Source organism: Inquilinus limosus DSM 16000, from assembly GCF_000423185.1.
Taxonomy (GTDB): domain Bacteria; phylum Pseudomonadota; class Alphaproteobacteria; order DSM-16000; family Inquilinaceae; genus Inquilinus; species Inquilinus limosus.
In genome coordinates this window covers 469,779-488,801 of sequence record NZ_AUHM01000002.1, presented here as the reverse complement: position 1 = coordinate 488,801, position 19,023 = coordinate 469,779, and the positions used below count along the sequence as shown (strand labels likewise).

Genomic DNA, 19,023 nt, shown 5'->3' with positions numbered 1-19,023 from the left:
GCTGTCATGGCTTGGGGCGGGGGATGATCGTGCAGCATGCGCGGAGCTTGCGGGGACCTTTGCTGCTGGCCTCGGCCATCGCGGGCGGCGCCTTGCCCGCCTACGCGCAGCAGGATGGCGCAATCCGGCTCGACCCGATCATCGTCCAGGGCGCCGGCGCGTCGGAGGAGGGCATCGTCGCCACCCGCAGCGCCGGCGCCACCAAGACGGACACGCCCTTGCTGGAAACGCCCCAGGCGGTCAGCGTCGTCACCCGCGGCCAGATGGATGCCCAGGGCGCCAACTCCGTTTCCGAGGCGTTGCGCTACACGCCCGGAGTCTTCGCCGAAGCCAACGGCTACGACGTTCGCTACGACTGGCTCTACATCCGGGGCTTCAACACCTACGGCACGATGTGGCTCGACGGGCTGGTCCTGCCCGGCGACCCGAACAACTACGCGACGCCGAGCATCAACCCCTACGCGCTCGAGCGCATCGAGGTGCTCAAGGGGCCGGCTTCGGTGCTCTACGGCCGGACGATCCCGGGCGGCCTCGTCAACCAGGTGAGCAAGCGGCCGCAGGCGACGCCCCACCACGAGGTCTCGGTCCAGACCTCCGGCTTCGGCGGCATCCAAGGCGCGCTGGACTCGACCGGCCCGCTCACCGAGGACGGCGCGTGGCGCTACCGCTTCATCGGCCTCGCCAAGAACATGGACACCCGGATCGACCGGGAGCACGACCGCCAGGTCATGCTGGCGCCCAGCCTGACCTGGTCTCCCGACACCGCGACCTCGCTGACCTTCTACGGCTACTATCAGCACGACACGCCGACCTTTAGCCCGCGCTTCTATCCGGCCGTCGGCACGCTGCTGTCCAATCCGCTGGGCCAGATCCCGCGCGACCTGTATCTCGGCGACCCGGCGGCGGACGAGTTCAGGCGGGATTTCTACGCCCTCGGCTACGAGTTCTCGCACGATGTCGACGAGACCTTCACCGTCCGGCAGAACCTGCGCTACGCCCGCTCCGACCAGAACATGTTCCTGGTGCTGGTCAATCCGGCCTTCGCCTACCAGCCGGACGGCCGCACGCTCAACCGCGCCTCGGCCGTCTCCGACGACTGGGTGTCGAGCTTCAATATCGACACCCAGCTCGAGGCCCGCTTCAAGACGGGCGCGCTGGACCACACGGCGCTCTTCGGCCTCGACTACGTCCATGCCGTCTCGGACACGAATTTCGGCAACGCGTCCCAGGGGGTGCCGCCGCTCGACTATCTCGACCCGCATTATGGCGGCACCCCGATCCCGGTCCCGGCCTATCAGCGGTCGGGTTTGCAGAAGCAGAGCCAGACCGGCGTCTACCTGCAGGACCAGATCCGCTACGGCGGCTGGGTCGGTACCTTCGGCCTGCGCTACGACGTCTCCGAGATCGAGAGCACCAACCGCCTCGCGCCCGGAACGCCGACGGTCTGGACCGAGGACCGGGCGCTGACCGGCCGGGCCGGCATCACCTATGTGTTCGAGAACGGCCTCGCGCCCTATGCCAGCTATTCGACCTCGTTCCTGCCGGTGCTCGGGACCGACCAGTCCGGCAGGCCGTTCGAGGCCCAATCCGCCGAGCAGTTCGAGATCGGCGTCAAATACGAGCCGCCGGGCGGTCCCGGCCTGGCGACGCTGTCCCTGTTCGACCTCGAGCTGGAGAACGCGCTGACGCCGGACCCGACGAACACGCTCTACAACGTGCAGAGCGGCAAGCAGCGCGTGCGCGGGGTCGAGATCGAGGCCAAGGTGGCGCTGACGCCGGAGATCGACGTTCTCGCCGCCTACGCCTTCACGCATTCGGAGGTGCTGAAGTCGAACCGGCCGGTGGAGGAGGGGAAGCCCATGCTGCGCCTGCCGAAGCACCAGGGCAGCGTATGGGTGAACTACCACCCGGACCGCGTGCCGGGCCTGTCGCTCAGCGCCGGCCTGCGCGCCACCTCCTCCTACCAGTCCGACAGCACCTATCTGCGCGAGCTGCGCATCCCGGCCCGCGCCCTGGTCGATCTCGGCGCTGAATACGATCTCGGCGGGCTGGTGCCGGAACTCGAAGGCACCCGGCTGCAGGTCAATGTCAGCAACCTGTTCGACGAGGACTACGTCTCCCACTGCCTCAACATCACCGGCGGCAGCTGCAACTACGGGGCGGGGCGCGTGGTCACGGCGGGCCTGAAATACGCATGGTGACGGGTCTGCGGCGCCGGCTCCTGCTGGTCGGCCTCGCCGCGGCCGGCCTGGTCGCAGCGTCGGGCGCGCGCGCCGAGATCGCGCTGACCGACGCGGCGGGACGCGAGGTGCGGCTCGCCGCCCCCGCGACCCGGATCGCCACGAATGAGAGCCTGCTCCTTCTCTCGCTGGCGCTGATCGACCCCGACCCGGTCGCCCGGATCGCCGGCTGGGCCGCGCCCCGGCGCATCGACCCGGGCATGGTCGCCGCCTTCCGGCAGCGCTTTCCCGGAATCGACGACATCCCCGTCGTCGGCGCCGTGCTCCCGGCCAACGCCTCGGTCGAGACCATACTGAGCGTGCGGCCGGACCTGTTCGTGGTCAGCCTCTGGCAGCCCGACTGGGACGGGGTGGCCGACCGGCTGCAGGCGGCCGGAGTCCCGGTCATCTTCCTCGACGGCCCCGGCACCGCCGGGCTCGATCCAACGGAGGCCACGGCCTTCGCCGTCGGGCTCCTCGGCAAGGCGATCGGGCGGGAGGCGCAGGCGGACGAGTTCGCCGGCTTCCTCAGGGCCCATGCGCAGGCCGTGGCCCGCCGCCTGGACGGCGTGACCGATCGCCCGAAGGTGCTGATCGACGCCTTCGCGGGCGGGGCCTGCTGCTCCACCCCCGGATCGGGCAACCGCCTGACACAGCTGATGGCGCTGGCCGGCGGCCGCAGCATCGGGGCCGGGGCCGTGCCCGGCTATGACGGCCAGCTCAGCCCCGAACACGTGCTCGAGGCCGATCCCGACATCTATATCGGCACCGGCGCGCCGCATCTCGCCGCGCAGGGCGGCCTCGTGGTCGGCGGCGGGGTCGACAGGACGGCCGCCCAGGCGTCGCTGCGCGAGGTGCTGGGGCGCGATGTCCGCCGCGAGCTCGCCGCCGTGCGCGAGGGGCGCGCCTTCGCGGTCTCGCACCAGCTCTCGATCTCCGCGCTCAGCATTCTCGTCCTGGAATGCTTCGCGACATGGACGCACCCGGACCTGTTCGCGGACCTCGATCCGGCCGGCACGCTGGCCGAGATCAACCGGCGGTTCCTGCCCGTGCCGCTCGACGGCACCTTCTGGATCGGCCTCGGGGACGCGCAGGGCTCTTCCGAAAATCCGAGAGAGGACTCTCGATGAAGACGACATTCGTGGCGCAGGCCCGCATCGACCTGGCCGATCCGGACGCCGTGATCGCCGCGGTCTGCGCGCACATGATCGAGCACGGCGCGGAGGTGGAGGAGCGCGGCGGCGAGCGGATCCTGCGCTTCGCCGGGGCATCCGCCCGGTTCTCGCGCGAGGGCGGGACGACGGTGGTCGACGCGACGGCCCCGAGCCTCGAAGGGCTGCATTTCGTCCGCATGGCCGTCGCCTCCCATATCCTCGAATTCGCCGCAGGACCGGCCCCGGCCATCGAATGGGCCGGCGATGGCGGCGAACTCCGGCGCCCGCCCAACTTCCGGATCCTCCGGGTCGCCGGCATCCGAGACGTGACGCCCCGCATGCGCCGCATCACCCTGGCCGGCGAGGATGTCGCGCGCTTCGCGCCGATGGGTGCGCTGCACCTCAACATCCTCGTCCAGCATCCCGAGCTGGAGCAGCCGCAATGGCCGACGGTCGGCCGGAACGGCCTGGTCCAGTGGGAGGATCCGCAGCGCCGGCCCGCCTTCCGCAAATACACGGTGCGCTCGCTCGACCTCGCGGCCGGCACGCTCGACATCGACTTCGTGCTGCATGCCGATGCGGGGCCGGGCTCGGCCTTCGCCGAACGGGCGAGGCCGGGCGACGAGATCGGCGTCGTCGGCCCCGGCGGCGGCGGGCTGGTCGAGGCCGACTGGTACCTCTTCGCCGGCGACGAGACCGCGCTGCCCGCCATCGCCCGCATGCTCGAACATCTCCCCGAGGGCGCGCGCGGCAAAGCGTTGATCGAGGTCGCGGACGCGGCCGAGATCCAGCCGCTCGCCGTCAGGGCCGCGATCGAGCTGGAGTGGCTGTGCCGCGACGGCGCGCCGGCCGGCACCACGCCGCTGCTCGCCGACGCGGTCCGGCGCACCACCTTCCCGGACGACGGGTCGAGGATCTATGCCTGGGCCGGGTGCGAGTTCGGCGCCTTCCGCGCGATCCGCAGCCATCTGCGCCAGGAGCGCGGGCTGAGGACCAAGGACCATCTCGTGGTCGCCTATTGGCGCCTGGGCGCGGGCGGAGACGTGGCCGACGCGGAGGGGTAGGGCCTTCAGTCCACCCGCGGCAGGCTGATCGTAGCGCGCAGACCCTTGGCCTGGTTGGCCAGGACGATGTCGCCGCCGTGGTGGCGCACGATGGTTCGGGCGATCGACAGGCCCAGGCCGACGCCGCCGGTCTCGGGGTTGCGGGAGTTCTCGATCCGGAAGAACGGGGCGAAGACCTGCTCGCCGACGCCGTCCGGGATCCCCGGCCCGTCATCCTCGATCACGATCTCGACGCTGTCGCCGGTCCGCGCCAGGTGCACCCGGGCCCGCTCGCCGTAGCGGACCGCGTTCTCCACCAGGTTGCGGATGGCGCGGCGCAGCGCGTCGGGCCGGCAGCGGTAGCTGATCTTCGGCCCTTCGACGAAGGTGACGTCGCGGCCCAGCTCGGCCAGGTCGTCGCACAGGCTCTCCACCAGCGCCGACAGGTCGACGGCCCGGGTGCCCTCGGCTGCCGCCTCCTCGCGGGCGAAGGCCAGCGTCGCCTCGGTCATCTTCTGGACCTCGGCGATGGTCGCCAGCATCTTCTCCCGCTCCTCCGCATCGGCGACGAACTCGGCCCTGAGGCGCAGCGAGGTCAGCGGCGTCCGCAGGTCGTGGCCGATCGCCGCCAGCATGCGGGTGCGGTCCTCGACGAAGCGCTGCAGCCGCTCCTGCATCCGGTTGAAGGCCTCGGCGGTGTTGCGGATGTCGTCGGGACCTGCCTCCGGCAGCGGCGCCACGGATTCGCCGCGGCCCAGCGCCTCGGCGGCGACGGCCAGCCGTCGCATCGGCCGGGCGATGCCGCGGGCGACGATGATGCCGAACACCGACAGCACGATCGCCGTGACCGCGACCGACACCACCGACTGGTTGGTCCAGAACGAGTTGCCGGTCGACTTGGCATAGGCGCTGTTGAGCCAGGCGCCGCTGTCCAGCTGGACCGACAGCCCCATGCCCCAGGCGTTGTCGAGATAGAGGAACTTCGCCGGGCGCGACAGCGGCCAGGCATGGGACGGCACGTCCGCCCAGGGCGTGGTGATGACCGCCGCCGTGGCCGTGCCGATCCCGGGGACCTGGACCGATTCCTGCCGCTCGTCGGTCTTGTCCTTGTCCTGCTTCGGGCCCTTCGGCCACGGGGTCAGGCTGGGCAGTGGCTTCGCCAGCTGGATCCAGGCCTCGCGCCGCCAGGCCATGGCGTCGCCCGGCCCGTCCGGCGACACCCAGAAGCGGGTGTAGGAGGTGCCGCTGGCGCGCAGGATCTCCGCCTGCACCGCCGGCGGCGTCGCCTCCAGCACCCGGGCCAGCGACGCGGTGCGGCTGAAGAACTCGCTCTTGGCCGCGGCCTTCAGCGCCTGGCCGCGCTCGTCCCAGGAGATCAGGAAGCCGATGCCCTGCGACAGCGCCAGGGCCAGCAGCATCAGCCCGATGAACTGGGCCGCCAGGCTGCGCGTCCACAACCGCTTCATGCCGGCTCGACCTCCGCCACGAAGCTGTAGCCGCCGCCCCAATGGGTCTTGATCAGGACCGGCGACTTGGGATCGGCCTCGATCTTCTTGCGCAGCCGGCTGACCTGGTTGTCGATGCTGCGGTCGAAGCTGTCGGCGGCGCGGCCGACGGTCAGGTCCAGCAGCTGGTCGCGGCTGAGCACCAGGCCGGCATGGTCGAGGAAGGCGTTCAGCAGCCGGAACTCCGCGGTGCTCAGCGGCACCGCGATGCCGTCGCGGCCGACCAGCTCGCGCCGGCCGACATCCAGCATCCAGCGGTCGAAGCGCAGCGCCTTCGCCTTCAGCCGGCCGCGCTGCGGCGGCAGGCTGTTGACCCGGCGCAGCACCGCCTTGATGCGGGCCAGCAGCTCGCGCGGGTTGAACGGCTTGGTGACGTAGTCGTCGGCGCCGATCTCCAGGCCGATGATCCGGTCGGTGTCCTCCACCATCGCGGTCAAGAGGATCACCGGCAGGTCGCTGGTGCCGCGCAGATAGCGGCAGAGGGACAGGCCGTCCTCGCCCGGCATCATGACGTCGAGCACGATCAGGTCCGGCGCGCTGCGCTCGAGCAGACGCCGCAGCGCCGCCGCGTTCTCGGCGACGCTGACCCTGTAGCCGTGCTGGGACAGGTATTTGCCGACGAGGTCGCGGATGTCGCGATGGTCGTCGACGACGGCGATGTGCGGTACGGATTCCATGGGCGCGCTCCACGGCCAACATACCGAACTCCGCGGCGGAGCCTGCGAAGGAAATTGTATCAGATTGTCTCGAACCGCGGCTTTGCGACACTCCGTGACTCAAAACCCGGTCCGGCGACAGATCCCTGCGACAGTTGCCCGCCATAGTACCCCGGTCTGCGCCGCCGGGCCTCGCCCGTGACGGCGCCCGGAGCAACCATCGATGGTCGGAGGCGATGTGGGGACTCGGACGGGTTAGCGGTCCCGGAGGGCAGCCGGGGTCTCAGGTGGCGTCGGATCGCGCGCCGGAAGCGCCGCGCTCCGCCTTCGCCGCGGTGCTGTTCGCCGACATCGTCGGCTTCACCCGGCTGTGCGAGGCGCTGGAGCCGGCCGGCGCCTTCGCCCTCCTGTCCGGCTTCCACCACAGGATGGCGCAGGCCGCGGCGGGCCACGGCGCCGCCATCGCCGACCCGATCGGCGACGGGATGATGGCGGTGTGGTGCGGCCCGGCGCCGGCCGCGGCGCGTTCCGCCCTCCGCTGCGGCTTCGCCATGCTGGAGGCGATCGAGGAGTGGAACCGGGCGCGCCGCGACGGCCTCCCTCTCCGGATCGGTGTCGGCCTGCATGCCGGCGCGGTGATGATCGGCCGGGTCGGCGCCGCCGGGCACGACAAGCTGGGCGCCTTCGGCGACACCGTGAACATCGCCCACCGGCTGGAGCGGATGACCCGGACGCACCGGACCGACATCATCGTGTCGGACGACCTGTTCCAGGCGGTGGCCGACCATCCCCCGCCGGACGGCCGTCTGACCCGTTTCCCCGCCGTCCGGCGCACCCACATCCCCGGCCGGGCCGGGGGGCTGGCGATCCGCGCGGCCGTCCCGGCGTAAGGGAAATCGTATCAAACTGTGCGCGCCGGACCGCGACGCGACATTCCGCGACAAATCCTCCGCCTCGCCGGCAAAGTTCTGCGACAACCGGCCGGCATGCTGCGGGGGTTCTCAGCGAAAGGGATGACCCATGCACGACGCGACATCGATCCGGCCGGCCGGGCCGGACACCGCCGCCATTGCACCGGCGATCGATCCCGAGCGCATCGAGCCCGGCTGGAGCCCGCCGGTGGACCGGCTGGCTCTGAGCTGGGACGAGGTGGCGGCCAGCTGGCTCGCCGCCTGCGGGTTGCTGGCCATCCTGGGCGTCGCCGCCATCATCGGCCGGGAGCCGGTCGGCGGGCCCGTGATCCTGTCGGCCGGGCTTCCCGGCGCACATCTGGCCGCCGGCGCGGAAGACTGCCACGCGGCGGGATCCGCCGACCGGGCCGGCCCCTTCGTCTTCGCCCCGCAGCCGCAGGGCGGCCGGGCGTGACCGGGCCGGCCCGACATCGATCGACCACCGACTGAACGGAGAGATGTTTCGTGATGACCTTGGCCCGTCCGGCCATGCTGCTGGCCGTCGCGGCGCTGCTCGGCGCCCCCTTGCCGTCCTTTGCGCAGGGCGCCGCCGCGGAGGGCGAACGCGCCTTCCGCACGCGCTGCGCCTCCTGCCACAGCCTCGATCCCGGGCAGAACCGGGCCGGCCCCAGCCTGGCCGGCGTGGTCGGCCGCAAGGCCGGCAGCGTCGAGGGCGCCCGCTACTCCAAGGCCCTGCAGGAGTCCGGCGTCACCTGGGACGCGCAGTCGCTCGACGCCTTCCTGGCCGATCCGCGGAAGACCGTGCCCGGCACCACCATGACGGTCGCCCTGCGCGACGCCGCGCAGCGTGCCGCCATCATCGCCTATCTGAACGGCCGCTGAGACCGGGGGCCGGACAGGAATTTGTATCAAACCGTGTCAGCGGGCCGTTTCGCGACGGCTCGCGACAAAGGCCGGGGCCGGCGGACAAGGTTCTGCGACAGCCGCCGTCCAGGCTTTCCTCCTTCATCAACCACAGGAGACGTGTCGTGCTCACCAAGATCCCCGTTCCGATCCTGGCCGGCCTCGCCCTGCTGGCCACCATCGGCACCGCGCTCGCCCAGGGTGACGGCTGCATCCAGCGGGACACCACCGCCGGGGCGCAGAGCACGCCGACGACCACGCCGGCTCCGGCGTCGGACGCGAAGCCGAGTTGAGATGGCGCGGGCACCGGCCGCCCGCCGGTGCCCGCAAGCCACGTGACGGCGTTCCGGTCCAACCCAGCCACCCGCGAGGCAGCCATGGCCTTCACCCTCAAGATTAACGGAACCGAGCGCAGCGTCGACGTCGAGCCCGACACGCCCCTTCTGTGGGTGCTGCGGGAGCAGATCGGCCTGACCGGCACCAAATACGGCTGCGGCATCGCCCAATGCGGCGCCTGCACCGTCCATATCGACGGCGTCGCCACCCGGTCCTGCGCCATGCCGGTCAGCGCGATCGCGCCGGAGCAGGAGATCGTCACCATCGAAGGGCTGTCGCCCGACGGGTCGCACCCGGTGCAGAAGGCCTGGCTGGCGCTCGACGTGCCGCAATGCGGCTACTGCCAGACCGGGATGATCATGGCGGCGGCCGCGCTGCTGCAGCAGAACCGGAACCCGACCGACGACGACATCGCCGCGGAGATCACCAACATCTGCCGCTGCGGCACCTACAACCGGGTGCGCGCGGCGATCAAGCAGGCCGCCGGCAACGCCGACGCGGTCCAGAGCGGCTGAGGGAGGCGAGCATGACGATCGTGCAGAGCATTTCGCGCCGCGGCTTCATCGTCAGCGGCGCCGCCGCGATCGGCGGGCTGTCGCTCGGCTTCCGCGTGCCCTTCGCCGGCGAGGCCTTGGCGGCCGAGGCGGTGCCCGAGGTCAACGCCTGGGTCGTGATCCAGCCGGACGAGACCGTGGTGATCCGGATCGCCCGGTCGGAGATGGGGCAGGGCACCCTGACCGGCCTGGCCCAGCTGGTGGCCGAGGAGCTGGGCTGCGACTGGTCCCGCGTCACCACCGAATATCCGTCGCCGGGCGAGAATCTGGCGCGCGAGCGGATCTGGGGCAATTTCTCCACCGGCGGCAGCCGCGGCATCCGCGAATCCCAGGACTATGTGCGCAAGGGCGGGGCGGCGGCGCGGCATATGCTGGTCGCCGCCGCGGCGGCGGAATGGCAGGTGGCGCCGGCGGAATGCACGGTCGACAAGGGCGTGATCAGCCATGCCGCCAGCGGCCGCAGCACCACCTTCGGCAAGGTGGCGGCGGCCGCCGCGCGCCTGCAGCCGCCCACCGAGGTCGCGCTGAAGGACCCGAAGGACTGGACCATCGCCGGCAAGCCGCTGCCGCGGCTCGACACCAAGGACAAGCTGACGGGGAAGCAGATCTACGGCGCCGACATCGTCCGGCCCGGCATGCTGAACGCCGCGGTCAAGGCCTGCCCGGTCTTCGGCGGCAAGGTGAAGAGCTTCGACGCCGCGGCCGTCGCCGGCATGCCGGGCGTGCGCCAGGTGGTGCAGGTCGACGACACGGCCGTGGCCGTGGTCGCCGACACCTGGTGGCGGGCGAAGACCGCGCTCGACGCCCTGCCGGTCGTCTGGGACGAGGGGCCGAACACCGGGGTCTCCAGCGCCTCGATCGCCGAGATGCTGGCGGCCGGGCTCGATGCGGACGACGCCTTCATCGGCAGCAGCAAGGGCGACGTGCGCCAGGCGCTCGCCGGTGCGGCGAAGACGGTCACGGGCGTCTATGCCTTCCCGTACCAGAACCACGCCACGATGGAGCCGATGAACGCCACGGCGGTGTGGACGCCGGAGCGCTGCGAGGTCTGGTGCCCGACCCAGAACGGCGAGGCGGCGCTGGCGGTGGCGGCCGAGGCGGCCGAGCTGCCGGTGCGGCAATGCGAGGTGTACAAGGTGCATCTCGGCGGCGGCTTCGGCCGGCGCGGCAACTTCCACGACTATGTGCGCCAGGCGGTGCGCATCGCCAGGCAGATCCCCGGCACGCCGGTGAAGCTGCTGTGGTCGCGCGAAGAGGACATGCTGCACGGCGCCTATCATCCCACCACCCAGTGCAAGCTGACCGGGGCGCTCGATGCGGACGGCAACCTCGTGGGGCTGCACATGCGGATCTCGGGCCAGTCGATCCTGGCGGCGGTCAGGCCCGAGGGCATGCAGGACGGCAAGGACCCGGTAGTGTTCCAGGGCCTCAACGACGGCGGGGCCGAGGGGGCCATCGGCTACACCGTGCCCAACCTGCTGGTCGACCATGCCATGCGCAACCCGCCGGTGCCGCCGGGCTTCTGGCGCGGCGTCAACCTGAACCAGAACGCGGTCTACCTCGAATGCTTCATCGATGAGCTCGCCCATGCCGCCGGGCAGGACCCGCTTGCCTTCCGCCGCAAGCTGATGGCGAACCACCCGAAGCATCTGGCCGTGCTGGAGGCGGTGGCGGAAGGGATCGGCTGGGGCAGCCCGCCGCCGGAGGGCCGGCATCGCGGCCTGGCCCAGATCATGGGCTTCGGCAGCTATGTCGCGGCCGCGGCCGAGGTCTCGGTCACCGACGGGCGGCTCCGGATCCACCGCATCGTCGCGGCGACCGATCCGGGCCATGCCGTCAACCCGGCGCAGATCGAGCGGCAGGTCGAGGGATCCTTCGTCTACGGGCTGTCGGCCTGCCTGCACGGCGAATGTACGGTGAACGGGGGGCGCATGGAGCAGGAGAACTTCGACACCTACAATGTGCTGCGCATGGACGAGATGCCGGCGGTGGAGACGATCATCATCCCCTCCGGCGGCTTCTGGGGCGGGGTCGGCGAGCCGACCATCGCGGTCGCGGCCCCGGCGGTGCTGAACGCGATCTTCGCCGCCACCGGCAAGCGCATCCGCACCCTGCCCTTGGCCAAGCACGATCTGAAGAGCGCATGACCATCCCCTGGCCGCTCGCCGCTCTGGTTCTGCTGGCGGCCGCGGCTCCGGCCGCGGCGCAGCCCTCCGGCGCCGCCTCCTGCTCCGGCTGCCACGGGCCGGCCGGGGCGGAGACGGGGTTGGTGCCGCCCCTGGAGGGCCGCCCGGCCGCGGAGATCGCCGCGGCCATGGCGGCGTTCCGCAGCGGCGAGCGGCCGGCGACGGTGATGGATCGAATCGCCAAAGGCTTCACGGATGAGGAAACGCGCGCGATCGCGGAGTGGCTCGCCAACGAGCGAGACCATGCCGGGCCGTAGGGCCGTCCTGCAGGGTCTCGCGGCCGGAGGGGCGGCGCTCTGGGCTCCTGCCGTGCTGGGGCAGGGACCCAGGGCGCGGGTGGTGGTCGTCGGCGGCGGCTTCGGCGGGGCCAGCTGCGCCCGTGCCCTGCGGCGAGAGTCCGGCGAGCTGGCGGTGACGCTGGTCGAGCCGGAGGAGCGCTTCACCGCCTGCCCCTTCAGCAACGAGGTGGTCGCGGGCCTGCGCGATCTCGATGCCCAGCGCTTCGGCTATGACGGGCTGCGGCGCGACGGCGTCGAGATCGCGCGGCGCAGCGCCGTCGCGGTCGACCCCGCGGCGCGGCGGGTACGGCTCGACGACGGCTCGGCCCTGGACTACGACCGGCTGGTGCTGGCGCCGGGGATCGAGCTGCGCTTCGACGCCCTGCCCGGCTACGACCAGGCCGCCGCCGAGACCATGCCTCATGCCTGGAAGGCGGGGGACCAGACGCTGCTGCTGCGCCGGCAGCTGGAGGCGATGCCGGACGGCGGCGTGGTCGTGATCTCCGCCCCGCCCAACCCGTTCCGCTGCCCGCCCGGCCCCTATGAGCGGGCCAGCCTGATCGCGCATTACCTGAAGACCAACAAGCCGCGCTCCAAGCTGATCGTGCTCGACGCCAAGGACGCGTTCTCGAAGCAGCGGCTGTTCCAGGCGGCCTGGGCGGCGCTGTATCCCGGGCTCCTGGAATGGGTGCCGCTGTCCTCCGGCGGCCGGGTGACGGAGGTCGATGCCGCGACGAAGACTCTGGTCACCGAATTCGACAGCCATCGCGCCGATGTCGCCAACGTCATCCCGCCGCAGCGGGCGGGCGCCATCGCCCAGGCCGCCGGCGTGGCCGACCAGACCGGCTGGTGCCCGATCGACCCCGTCACCTTCGAATCCCGGCTGCAGCCCGGCATCCATGTGATCGGCGATGCCGCGATCGCCGGGGCCGTGCCGAAATCCGCCTTCGCCGCCAACGGCCAGGCCAAGGTCTGCGCCGCCGCCGTCGCCGCGATGCTGCGCGGCGAGACGCCGGGCGAGCAGAAGCTGGTCAACACCTGCTACAGCCTGGTCGCGCCGGATTACGGCATCTCGATCGCCGGGGTGTACCGCCCGGCCGACGGCCTGCTGCGCGAGGTCGAGGGTTCCGGCGGCACCAGCCCGCTCGATGCGCCGCCGGAGGTCCGGGAGATGGAGGCCCGCTACGCCCAAGCCTGGTTCGAGACCATCACCGGGGCGGTGTTCGGATGAGGGCGGTGCTCGTCCTGACCGCGCTCACCGCGATGTCGCCGGCGGCCGCGCAACCGTATGAGGTCGAGGGCGACGCCATCCCGGCATCGCTCACCGGCCGTCCCGGCGACCCGGCGCGGGGCCAGGCGCTGATGGCCGACCGGCACCGCAGCCTGTGCTCGCTGTGCCATGCCGGCCCCTTCGCCCCGCCGCACCAGCAGGGCACGCTGGCGCCGGACCTGCGGGGCATCGGCGCGCGTTTCAGCGAGGGGCAACTGCGGCTGCGCGTGGTCGACATGAAGCGCCTGGTCCCGGGCTCGATCATGCCGTCATACTATCGGTCCGACGGCTTCGAGCGCGTCGCCTCCGCCTGGCAGGGGAAGCCCGTGCTGACGGCCGAAGAGATCGAGGACGTGATCGCCTATCTCGCGACGCTGAGGGAGTGAGGGATGGCGGACTTCCGCATCAAACCCATTCACCCAGGCAATAAGAGTCCCCCCTCCCCTTGCGGGAGGGGGGCAGGGGGAGGGGTCTGCGCGCGTCCGCGCGCGAATGCGCAGGGCATTGAACTCGCCGCTCGCGCCGAGTGGCCGCAATCTGGGCCGGAGGCAAACCGCGAAACCCCCCTCCCCCTATCCCCCTCCCGCGAGGGGAGGGGGGACTCACTGACTTTGGCCCGCCGTGGCCTCCTGGCAGCCGGCGCAGGCCTCGCCGTGCTGGTCCTGGCCCCAAGGCCGGCCCGCGCCCGCCCGTCGCTGGAGGAGGCCATCCGCGGCTTCGCCGGCGAGGCCGAGATCCGGCCCGGCCGGGTGCGGTTCGACATCCCGCCCCTGGTCGAGAACGGCAACGCCGTCGGCGTGACGGTGGCGGTGGACAGCCCGATGACCGAAGCCGACCACGTCCGCCGCATCGCCCTGTTCAACGAGAAGAACCCGCAGGCCGATATCGCGATCTTCCATCTCGGCCCGCGGTCCGGCCGGGCCAGCGTGTCGACACGGATCCGCCTCGCCACCTCGCAGACCGTCGTCGCCCTGGCTGAGATGAGTGACGGCAGCGTCTGGTCGGCCGAGGCGGAGGTGATCGTGACCCTCGCCGCCTGCATCGAGGACCTGTCGTGACCAAGCCCCTGATCAACGCGCCGAAGACGGCCCGCCGCGGCGAGGTCATCGAGATCAAGGCGATGATCGCGCACAAGATGGAGACCGGCCACCGCCTCGGCCCGAACAGCCAGTTCATCCCCCGCGACATCATCCACCGCTTCGCCTGCACCTATAATGGCGTCGAGGTGTTCTCGGCCGAGCTGTTCCCGGCCGTCTCCGCCAACCCCTTCATCGCCTTCACCACCGTGGCCACGGAGTCCGGGACGCTCGAATTCGCCTGGACCGACGACCATGGCACCGTCGAGCGGGCCTCGGTCGAGATCACCGTCACCTGATGCGGCGGACGCTCCTGCTGCTCGGCATGGCCCTGGCGGTCGGCGGCCAGGCCCCGAATGCCGACCGGCGCTCGGGATTCGACTTCATGGCGCCGGAGACGCAGGCGCTGCAGCGGGACGATGCCGCCAACCCCGGCATGCTGTGGGTGATGCAGGGCGAGGCGCTGTGGCGGCAGCCGGAGGGCGCGGCCGGCCGGTCCTGCGCCGATTGCCACGGCGACGCGGCCGCCGGCATGCGCGGCGTCGCGGCCCGCTACCCCGCCTTCGACGCGGCGAGCGGCCGGCCGATCGACCTGCAGGGGCGGATCAACCAGTGCCGGATGGCGCGGCAAGGTGCGACGCCTTTCGACCACGAAAGCGAGGAGCTGCTGGCCCTGACCACCTATGTCGCGCACCAGTCGCGCGGCATGCCGGTCGAGCCCGTCGACGACGAGCGGCTGAAGCCCTTCGTCGAGGACGGGCGCCGGCTGTTCGAGCGGCGGATCGGCCAGCTCGACCTGTCCTGCGCCGTCTGTCACGACGAGCGCTGGGGGCAGAGGCTGGGCGGCAGCGCGATCACGCAGGCGCATCCGACCGGCTATCCGATCTACCGGCTGGAATGGCAGTCGGTGGGGTCGCTGCAGCGGCGGATGCGCAACTGCATGATCGGGGTGCGGGCCGAGCCCTACGCCTGGGGCGCGCCGGAGTTCACGGCGCTCGAGCTCTATCTGCGCTCGCGAGCCGCAGGGCTGCCGATCGAAACCCCGGGGGTGCGTCCCTGACACCGGTGGGTTACGATCGCAGTGGTATTAGCGGCCGTTTTCGTTCAAAGGCGGCAAACCGCCGGATACGGGGTGAGCGCGCGGTTGTCGCGCGAGGTGTCCTCAGATCTTGGAGAACCGATTATTTTTGCCTCTCCCGTGAACGGGAGAGGTAGCCCCCACAACCACCCTCGCGGGGAGCCGCCGCGGCCATCCCTGCGGGACACCCGCTCAACGCGCCGGCGCGGCCCAGTCGACGAAGCCCTGGCCGGAATCGGCCAGGCGGCGCAGCAGCGGCGCCGGCGCCAGGCTCGGCTCGCCGCGGGCGGCGGCGAAGGCCTCCAGCCGGGCGGCTACGGTCCTCAGCCCGACCCGGTCGGCATGGAACATCGGGCCGCCGCGCCAGGCCGGCCAGCCGTAGCCGTTGATCCAGATGACGTCGATGTCGCCGGGGCGGGCGGCGATGCCCTCCTCCAGGATCCGGGCGCCCTCATTGACCATCGGATAGACCAGACGCTCGACGATCTCCTCGGCCGGAATCGGGCGCCGAGTGACGCCCAGCCGGGCCGAGACCTGCTCCAGCAGCGCCTCCACCTCCGGGTCGCGCACGCCGCTGCGGGTGCCCTTGGGATAGAGGTAGTAGCCGCGCCCGGCCTTCTGGCCCAGGCGGCCGGCCTCGCACAGCGCATCGGCCACCGGCGCGGTCTGGCCCAGCGCCTTGCGGTTGCGCCAGGCGATGTCCAGCCCCGCCAGGTCGCTGACCGCGAAGGGCCCCATGCGGAAGCCGAAGCCGGTCAGGGCGGCGTCGACGTCGTGCGGCAGCGCGCCCTCGATCAGCAGGCGCTCGGCCTCCTGGGTGCGGCGGGCCAGCATGCGGTTGCCGACGAAGCCGCGGCAGACGCCGACCACCACCGGCACCTTGCCCAGCCGCTTGCCCAGGTCGATCGCGGTGGCCAGCACCTCCGGCGCGGTCGCCTTGCCGCGCACCACCTCCAGCAGGCGCATGACATTGGCCGGGCTGAAGAAATGCAGCCCCAGCACGTCGCCGGGCCGGGCGGTCGCGGCGGCGATCTCGTCGACGTCGAGATAGGAGGTGTTGGTGGCCAGGATCGCGCCCGGCTTCGCCGCCCGGTCCAGCGTGCCGAAGATCTGCCGCTTCAGATCCATGTCCTCGAAGGCCGCCTCGACCACGAGATCGGCGTCCGACGCGGCGTCCAGCCCGACCCTGCCGGCCACCAGCGCCAGGCGCCGGTCCCGCTCCTCCTCCGACAGGCTGCCGCGCTGCACGGAGGACGCGTAGGTCTTGGCGATCCGGTCGAGGCCGCGGGCCAGCTGCTCCTCGCCGGTCTCGATCACCGTCACCGGGATGCCGGCATTGGCGAAGCAGACGGCGATGCCGGCACCCATGGTGCCGGCGCCGATCACCGCAGCCCGGCCGACCGGCCGCCGCGCCGTGTCCTTGGCCAGGCCCGGCACGCGGGAGGTCTCGCGCTCGGCGAAGAAGGCGTAGCGCAGGGCCTTGGACCGGTCGTCGGCCACCAGCCCGACGAAGCGGGCGCGCTCCAGCGCCTGCCCGGCCTCGAAGATCTCGGTGAAGGCGGCGCGCACGGCCTCGGCCAGGGCGGCGATGTTGGGCAGCTCCGGGCTGCGCTTCAGTGCCTCGGCGGCCGCCTGCTCGAAGGCTTCGCGGCCGCCGGGCTGCAGGTGCCGGTCCAGGTCGCGGGTGCGCCGCTTCGTGCCGGCCGCGGCCAGCTCCAGCGCCCTGGCCTTGGCCGCGGCCAGCAGGTCGCCCTCGGCCACCGCGTCGACGATGCCGAGCGCGAGCGCCTTGGCGGCGGGGACGGGATTTCCCTCGGCCATCAGCATGAAGGCGGGGGCGGCGCCGATCAGCCGCGGCAGCCGCTGGGTGCCGCCGGCGCCGGGGATCAGGCCCAGCTTGACCTCGGGCAGGCCCAGCGTCGCGGCGGGGCCGGCGACGCGGGCATCGCAGCCCAGCGCCACCTCCAGCCCGCCGCCCAGCGCCGCGCCGCCGATCGCGGCGACGATCGGCTTGCCGACCGAATCGAAGCCGTCGATCACCTCGGGCAGGGAAGGGGGCACCGGCGGCTTGCCGAATTCGCTGATGTCGGCGCCGGCGATGAAGGTGCGGCCCTCGGCGGCGATGACGATGGCGCGGACCGCCGGGTCGGCATCGGCGCGCCGAACCGATTCGGCCAGGCCGGCGCGCACCGCGGCATCCAGGGCGTTGACCGGCGGGCTGGCGATGGTGACGACCGCGATCCCGTCCTCCACGGTGGTACGCACCTTCTCCATCGGTCCTCCTCGGCTCTCCGCTGCGGGCGCTGGTCTGCGGCTCGCATCCGCTTCACACCCGGTATAGGCCGATGTCATTGATCGGCAAGCCGAATGCGATAGGCTTCGCAACCTGTGGGCGGCGCGGGGCGGATCCCATGGCTCTACATGGCGGGGACAGGATCGGCGGGCGAAGACCGGTGGCGGCGGCGCTGGCGGCGCTCGCCCTGGCGCTGCCGGGCCCGGCCTCGGCCGGGGATTGCATGGCCCGCGCCGCCCGCCAGGCCGGGGTGCCGACCGAGCTGATCCTGGCCATGTCCTATGTCGAGAGCCGCTGGCGGCAGCAGGCGGTGAACGCCGCCAACGGCAACGGCACCGAGGATGTCTGCATGATGCAGATCAACTCGATCCACTATCCGCGCCTGGCCGCGCTCGGCGTCACCCGCGAGGTGCTGCTGTCCGACCGCTGCGTCTGCCTCCTGGTCGGGGGCGAGATCCTGCGCGAGATGCGCGTGGCGACCGGCGGCAGCGACATCTGGTCCGCGGTCGCCGCCTACAATGCCGGGCCGGAGAACTTGGCGGCGGGCCGGCCCTATGCCGACCAGGTCCGCCGCGTGTATGAGGCGATCCACGTCATTCAGGGGCAGTGACCCCCGGAGCCACGCTCACATCGTCATGGCGAGCCCCGAAGGGGCGTGGCCATCCAGGGCAGCTCGCACCGGCCCCCTGGATGGCCACGGCGCTGCGCGCCTCGCCATGACGAAGTAGGGATCTTAAGGGCGCCGTGCTTACTGAGCGATCTCCCAGGTCACGGTCACCCGCGCCTTGAACTCGCTCTCGCCGGCCTCGACCGGCACGGCGGCCGCCTTCTCCATGGCATAGGCGGCCATCATCGGGCGCGGGCCGGGCTCGACCCCCGGCTCGCTGATCGCCAGGATCCGGCCCAGCTTCACCCCGGCCGCCTTGGCGATCAGCTCGGCCTTGCGCTTGGCGTCCGCCACCGCGGCCTCGCGCGCCTTGTCCAGCACCGGCGCCGGGTCGGCCAGGCCGAAGCCGATGCCGTCGATCTGGTTCGAGCCGGTGGCGACCGCCGTGTCGAGGATCGCGCCCAGCTTGGTCAGGTCGCGGATCCGGACCGTCACCTGGTTGCGCACCTCGTAGCCGTCGATCCGCGGCGCGTCGCCCGACCCTTCCTTCGGCGCGGCGTAGCGCGGCTGCACCGAGAAGCCGCTGGTCTGCAGGTCGGCCGGTTGGATGCCGGCCTTCTTGAAGGCGTCGATCAGCGCGCCCATGGCCGTGCTGTTGGCCTCCACGGCCTCGCGCGCGGTCTTGCCCTCGCTGGTGACGCCGCTGGTGACCAAGGCCTGGTCGGGCGCGGCGCTGGCGCTGCCCTCGCCGGTCATGGTCAGGGTCGGCGCGGTCTGGCCGGCCTCGGCGGCCAGGGCCGGCGCCGAGATGGCGGTCATGCCCGGCACGGCGACGGCGGCCAGCAGGGCGACGGCAAGGAGGCTGGGGCGGAAGCGGGTCATGGTCGGTTCCGGATGGGTTGCGGTTGGTCCGGAGTAGAGAGGCGAATTGCGACGGCGCCAAGGCAGGCATCG

Annotated in this window: 20 protein-coding genes; 16 read left to right on the top strand and 4 right to left on the bottom strand. The window is 72.0% G+C overall.

What is annotated here, in order from left to right; all coding sequences use genetic code 11:
- Positions 1–47 precede the first annotated feature (47 nt).
- From G537_RS0106305 to G537_RS0106295, 3 genes are read left to right on the top strand one after another with little or no spacing between them, the layout of a single operon-like run.
- The gene (locus G537_RS0106305; RefSeq protein WP_211230299.1) at positions 48–2,201 is read left to right on the top strand and encodes a TonB-dependent siderophore receptor; all 2,154 of its coding nucleotides are present in this window, start codon (positions 48–50) and stop codon (positions 2,199–2,201) included.
- Positions 2,195–3,349 (top strand): ABC transporter substrate-binding protein, encoded by a 1,155-nt coding sequence (locus tag G537_RS36725; protein WP_064742078.1) that lies wholly within the window; start codon positions 2,195–2,197, stop codon positions 3,347–3,349. The genes G537_RS0106305 and G537_RS36725 overlap by 7 nt, the downstream gene beginning before the upstream one ends.
- Positions 3,346–4,437 carry a siderophore-interacting protein gene (locus tag G537_RS0106295; RefSeq protein ID WP_026869378.1) on the top strand — a complete coding sequence of 364 codons (1,092 nt, stop codon included), beginning with the start codon at positions 3,346–3,348 and terminating at the stop codon, positions 4,435–4,437. Before G537_RS36725 ends, G537_RS0106295 begins: the two co-directional genes overlap by 4 nt.
- Before the next feature lie 5 nt (positions 4,438–4,442).
- Here G537_RS0106295 and G537_RS0106290 read toward each other — a convergent pair whose 3' ends face one another.
- Together G537_RS0106290 and G537_RS0106285 are read right to left on the bottom strand one after the other, a co-directional pair.
- On the bottom strand, positions 4,443–5,882 hold the full coding sequence (locus tag G537_RS0106290; RefSeq protein ID WP_026869377.1) for an ATP-binding protein: 1,440 nt from the start codon (positions 5,880–5,882) through the stop codon (positions 4,443–4,445).
- Positions 5,879–6,598 (bottom strand): response regulator, encoded by a 720-nt coding sequence (locus G537_RS0106285; protein WP_026869376.1) that lies wholly within the window; start codon positions 6,596–6,598, stop codon positions 5,879–5,881. The genes G537_RS0106290 and G537_RS0106285 overlap by 4 nt, the downstream gene beginning before the upstream one ends.
- Before the next feature lie 266 nt (positions 6,599–6,864).
- Between G537_RS0106285 and G537_RS36720 the strand changes: the two genes are divergently transcribed.
- The 12 genes from G537_RS36720 (at position 6,865) to soxA (ending at position 15,151) form a co-directional block, all read left to right on the top strand.
- Positions 6,865–7,467: an adenylate/guanylate cyclase domain-containing protein gene (locus G537_RS36720; protein WP_051247996.1), complete on the top strand. Its 603-nt coding sequence runs from the start codon at positions 6,865–6,867 to the stop codon at positions 7,465–7,467.
- Positions 7,468–7,597: 130 nt separating this feature from the next.
- On the top strand, positions 7,598–7,942 hold the full coding sequence (locus G537_RS0106275; protein ID WP_026869375.1) for a hypothetical protein: 345 nt from the start codon (positions 7,598–7,600) through the stop codon (positions 7,940–7,942).
- Positions 7,943–7,995: 53 nt separating this feature from the next.
- On the top strand, positions 7,996–8,370 hold the full coding sequence (locus G537_RS0106270) for a c-type cytochrome (protein ID WP_051247993.1): 375 nt from the start codon (positions 7,996–7,998) through the stop codon (positions 8,368–8,370).
- 146 nt (positions 8,371–8,516) lie between these two features.
- On the top strand, positions 8,517–8,684 hold the full coding sequence (locus G537_RS43560; protein WP_155888522.1) for a hypothetical protein: 168 nt from the start codon (positions 8,517–8,519) through the stop codon (positions 8,682–8,684).
- A gap of 84 nt (positions 8,685–8,768) precedes the next feature.
- Positions 8,769–9,242 (top strand): (2Fe-2S)-binding protein, encoded by a 474-nt coding sequence (locus tag G537_RS0106260; RefSeq protein ID WP_026869373.1) that lies wholly within the window; start codon positions 8,769–8,771, stop codon positions 9,240–9,242.
- Positions 9,243–9,253: 11 nt separating this feature from the next.
- Positions 9,254–11,428, top strand: coding sequence for a xanthine dehydrogenase family protein molybdopterin-binding subunit (locus G537_RS0106255; RefSeq protein WP_026869372.1), 2,175 nt, complete (start codon positions 9,254–9,256; stop codon positions 11,426–11,428).
- Positions 11,425–11,724, top strand: coding sequence for a c-type cytochrome (locus G537_RS0106250; RefSeq protein WP_026869371.1), 300 nt, complete (start codon positions 11,425–11,427; stop codon positions 11,722–11,724). Before G537_RS0106255 ends, G537_RS0106250 begins: the two co-directional genes overlap by 4 nt.
- A complete protein-coding gene (locus tag G537_RS0106245) occupies positions 11,711–12,976 on the top strand; it encodes an NAD(P)/FAD-dependent oxidoreductase (RefSeq protein ID WP_034850724.1) in 1,266 nt (421 codons plus the stop codon). Before G537_RS0106250 ends, G537_RS0106245 begins: the two co-directional genes overlap by 14 nt.
- Positions 12,977–12,981: 5 nt before the next feature.
- Positions 12,982–13,401, top strand: coding sequence for a sulfur oxidation c-type cytochrome SoxX (gene soxX, locus G537_RS0106240; RefSeq protein ID WP_026869369.1), 420 nt, complete (start codon positions 12,982–12,984; stop codon positions 13,399–13,401).
- 3 nt (positions 13,402–13,404) lie between these two features.
- The gene (locus G537_RS44965) at positions 13,405–14,073 is read left to right on the top strand and encodes a SoxY-related AACIE arm protein (protein ID WP_155888521.1); all 669 of its coding nucleotides are present in this window, start codon (positions 13,405–13,407) and stop codon (positions 14,071–14,073) included.
- Positions 14,070–14,390, top strand: a complete 321-nt coding sequence (soxZ, locus tag G537_RS0106230; protein WP_026869367.1) for a thiosulfate oxidation carrier complex protein SoxZ — start codon at positions 14,070–14,072, stop codon at positions 14,388–14,390. Before G537_RS44965 ends, soxZ begins: the two co-directional genes overlap by 4 nt.
- The gene (soxA, locus tag G537_RS0106225) at positions 14,390–15,151 is read left to right on the top strand and encodes a sulfur oxidation c-type cytochrome SoxA (protein WP_026869366.1); all 762 of its coding nucleotides are present in this window, start codon (positions 14,390–14,392) and stop codon (positions 15,149–15,151) included. The genes soxZ and soxA overlap by 1 nt, the downstream gene beginning before the upstream one ends.
- 210 nt (positions 15,152–15,361) lie before the next feature.
- Here soxA and G537_RS0106220 read toward each other — a convergent pair whose 3' ends face one another.
- A complete protein-coding gene (locus G537_RS0106220; protein WP_026869365.1) occupies positions 15,362–17,443 on the bottom strand; it encodes a 3-hydroxyacyl-CoA dehydrogenase NAD-binding domain-containing protein in 2,082 nt (693 codons plus the stop codon).
- A gap of 137 nt (positions 17,444–17,580) precedes the next feature.
- Between G537_RS0106220 and G537_RS0106215 the strand changes: the two genes are divergently transcribed.
- The gene (locus tag G537_RS0106215; protein ID WP_081688615.1) at positions 17,581–18,072 is read left to right on the top strand and encodes a lytic transglycosylase domain-containing protein; all 492 of its coding nucleotides are present in this window, start codon (positions 17,581–17,583) and stop codon (positions 18,070–18,072) included.
- A 138-nt stretch (positions 18,073–18,210) separates the two neighbouring features.
- On the opposite strand, the gene G537_RS0106210 is transcribed toward G537_RS0106215, so the two are convergent.
- Positions 18,211–18,951, bottom strand: coding sequence for an SIMPL domain-containing protein (locus G537_RS0106210; RefSeq protein ID WP_026869363.1), 741 nt, complete (start codon positions 18,949–18,951; stop codon positions 18,211–18,213).
- Between the last annotated feature and the right edge of the window lie 72 nt (positions 18,952–19,023).

Excerpts from the sequence above, each read along its gene's own strand:
- G537_RS0106275 (WP_026869375.1), top strand. The coding sequence starts at position 7,598 with ATGCACGACGCGACATCGATCCGGCCGGCCGGGCCGGACACCGCCGCC.
- G537_RS0106285 (WP_026869376.1), bottom strand. The coding sequence starts at position 6,598 with ATGGAATCCGTACCGCACATCGCCGTCGTCGACGACCATCGCGACATC.
- G537_RS0106220 (WP_026869365.1), bottom strand. The coding sequence starts at position 17,443 with ATGGAGAAGGTGCGTACCACCGTGGAGGACGGGATCGCGGTCGTCACC.
- soxA (WP_026869366.1), top strand. The coding sequence starts at position 14,390 with ATGCGGCGGACGCTCCTGCTGCTCGGCATGGCCCTGGCGGTCGGCGGC.
- G537_RS0106290 (WP_026869377.1), bottom strand. The coding sequence starts at position 5,882 with ATGAAGCGGTTGTGGACGCGCAGCCTGGCGGCCCAGTTCATCGGGCTG.
- G537_RS0106295 (WP_026869378.1), top strand. The coding sequence starts at position 3,346 with ATGAAGACGACATTCGTGGCGCAGGCCCGCATCGACCTGGCCGATCCG.
- G537_RS0106250 (WP_026869371.1), top strand. The coding sequence starts at position 11,425 with ATGACCATCCCCTGGCCGCTCGCCGCTCTGGTTCTGCTGGCGGCCGCG.
- G537_RS0106210 (WP_026869363.1), bottom strand. The coding sequence starts at position 18,951 with ATGACCCGCTTCCGCCCCAGCCTCCTTGCCGTCGCCCTGCTGGCCGCC.
- G537_RS0106255 (WP_026869372.1), top strand. The coding sequence starts at position 9,254 with ATGACGATCGTGCAGAGCATTTCGCGCCGCGGCTTCATCGTCAGCGGC.
- G537_RS0106270 (WP_051247993.1), top strand. The coding sequence starts at position 7,996 with ATGACCTTGGCCCGTCCGGCCATGCTGCTGGCCGTCGCGGCGCTGCTC.
- G537_RS0106245 (WP_034850724.1), top strand. The coding sequence starts at position 11,711 with ATGCCGGGCCGTAGGGCCGTCCTGCAGGGTCTCGCGGCCGGAGGGGCG.
- G537_RS44965 (WP_155888521.1), top strand. The coding sequence starts at position 13,405 with ATGGCGGACTTCCGCATCAAACCCATTCACCCAGGCAATAAGAGTCCC.
- G537_RS0106260 (WP_026869373.1), top strand. The coding sequence starts at position 8,769 with ATGGCCTTCACCCTCAAGATTAACGGAACCGAGCGCAGCGTCGACGTC.
- G537_RS36725 (WP_064742078.1), top strand. The coding sequence starts at position 2,195 with ATGGTGACGGGTCTGCGGCGCCGGCTCCTGCTGGTCGGCCTCGCCGCG.
- G537_RS0106215 (WP_081688615.1), top strand. The coding sequence starts at position 17,581 with ATGGCTCTACATGGCGGGGACAGGATCGGCGGGCGAAGACCGGTGGCG.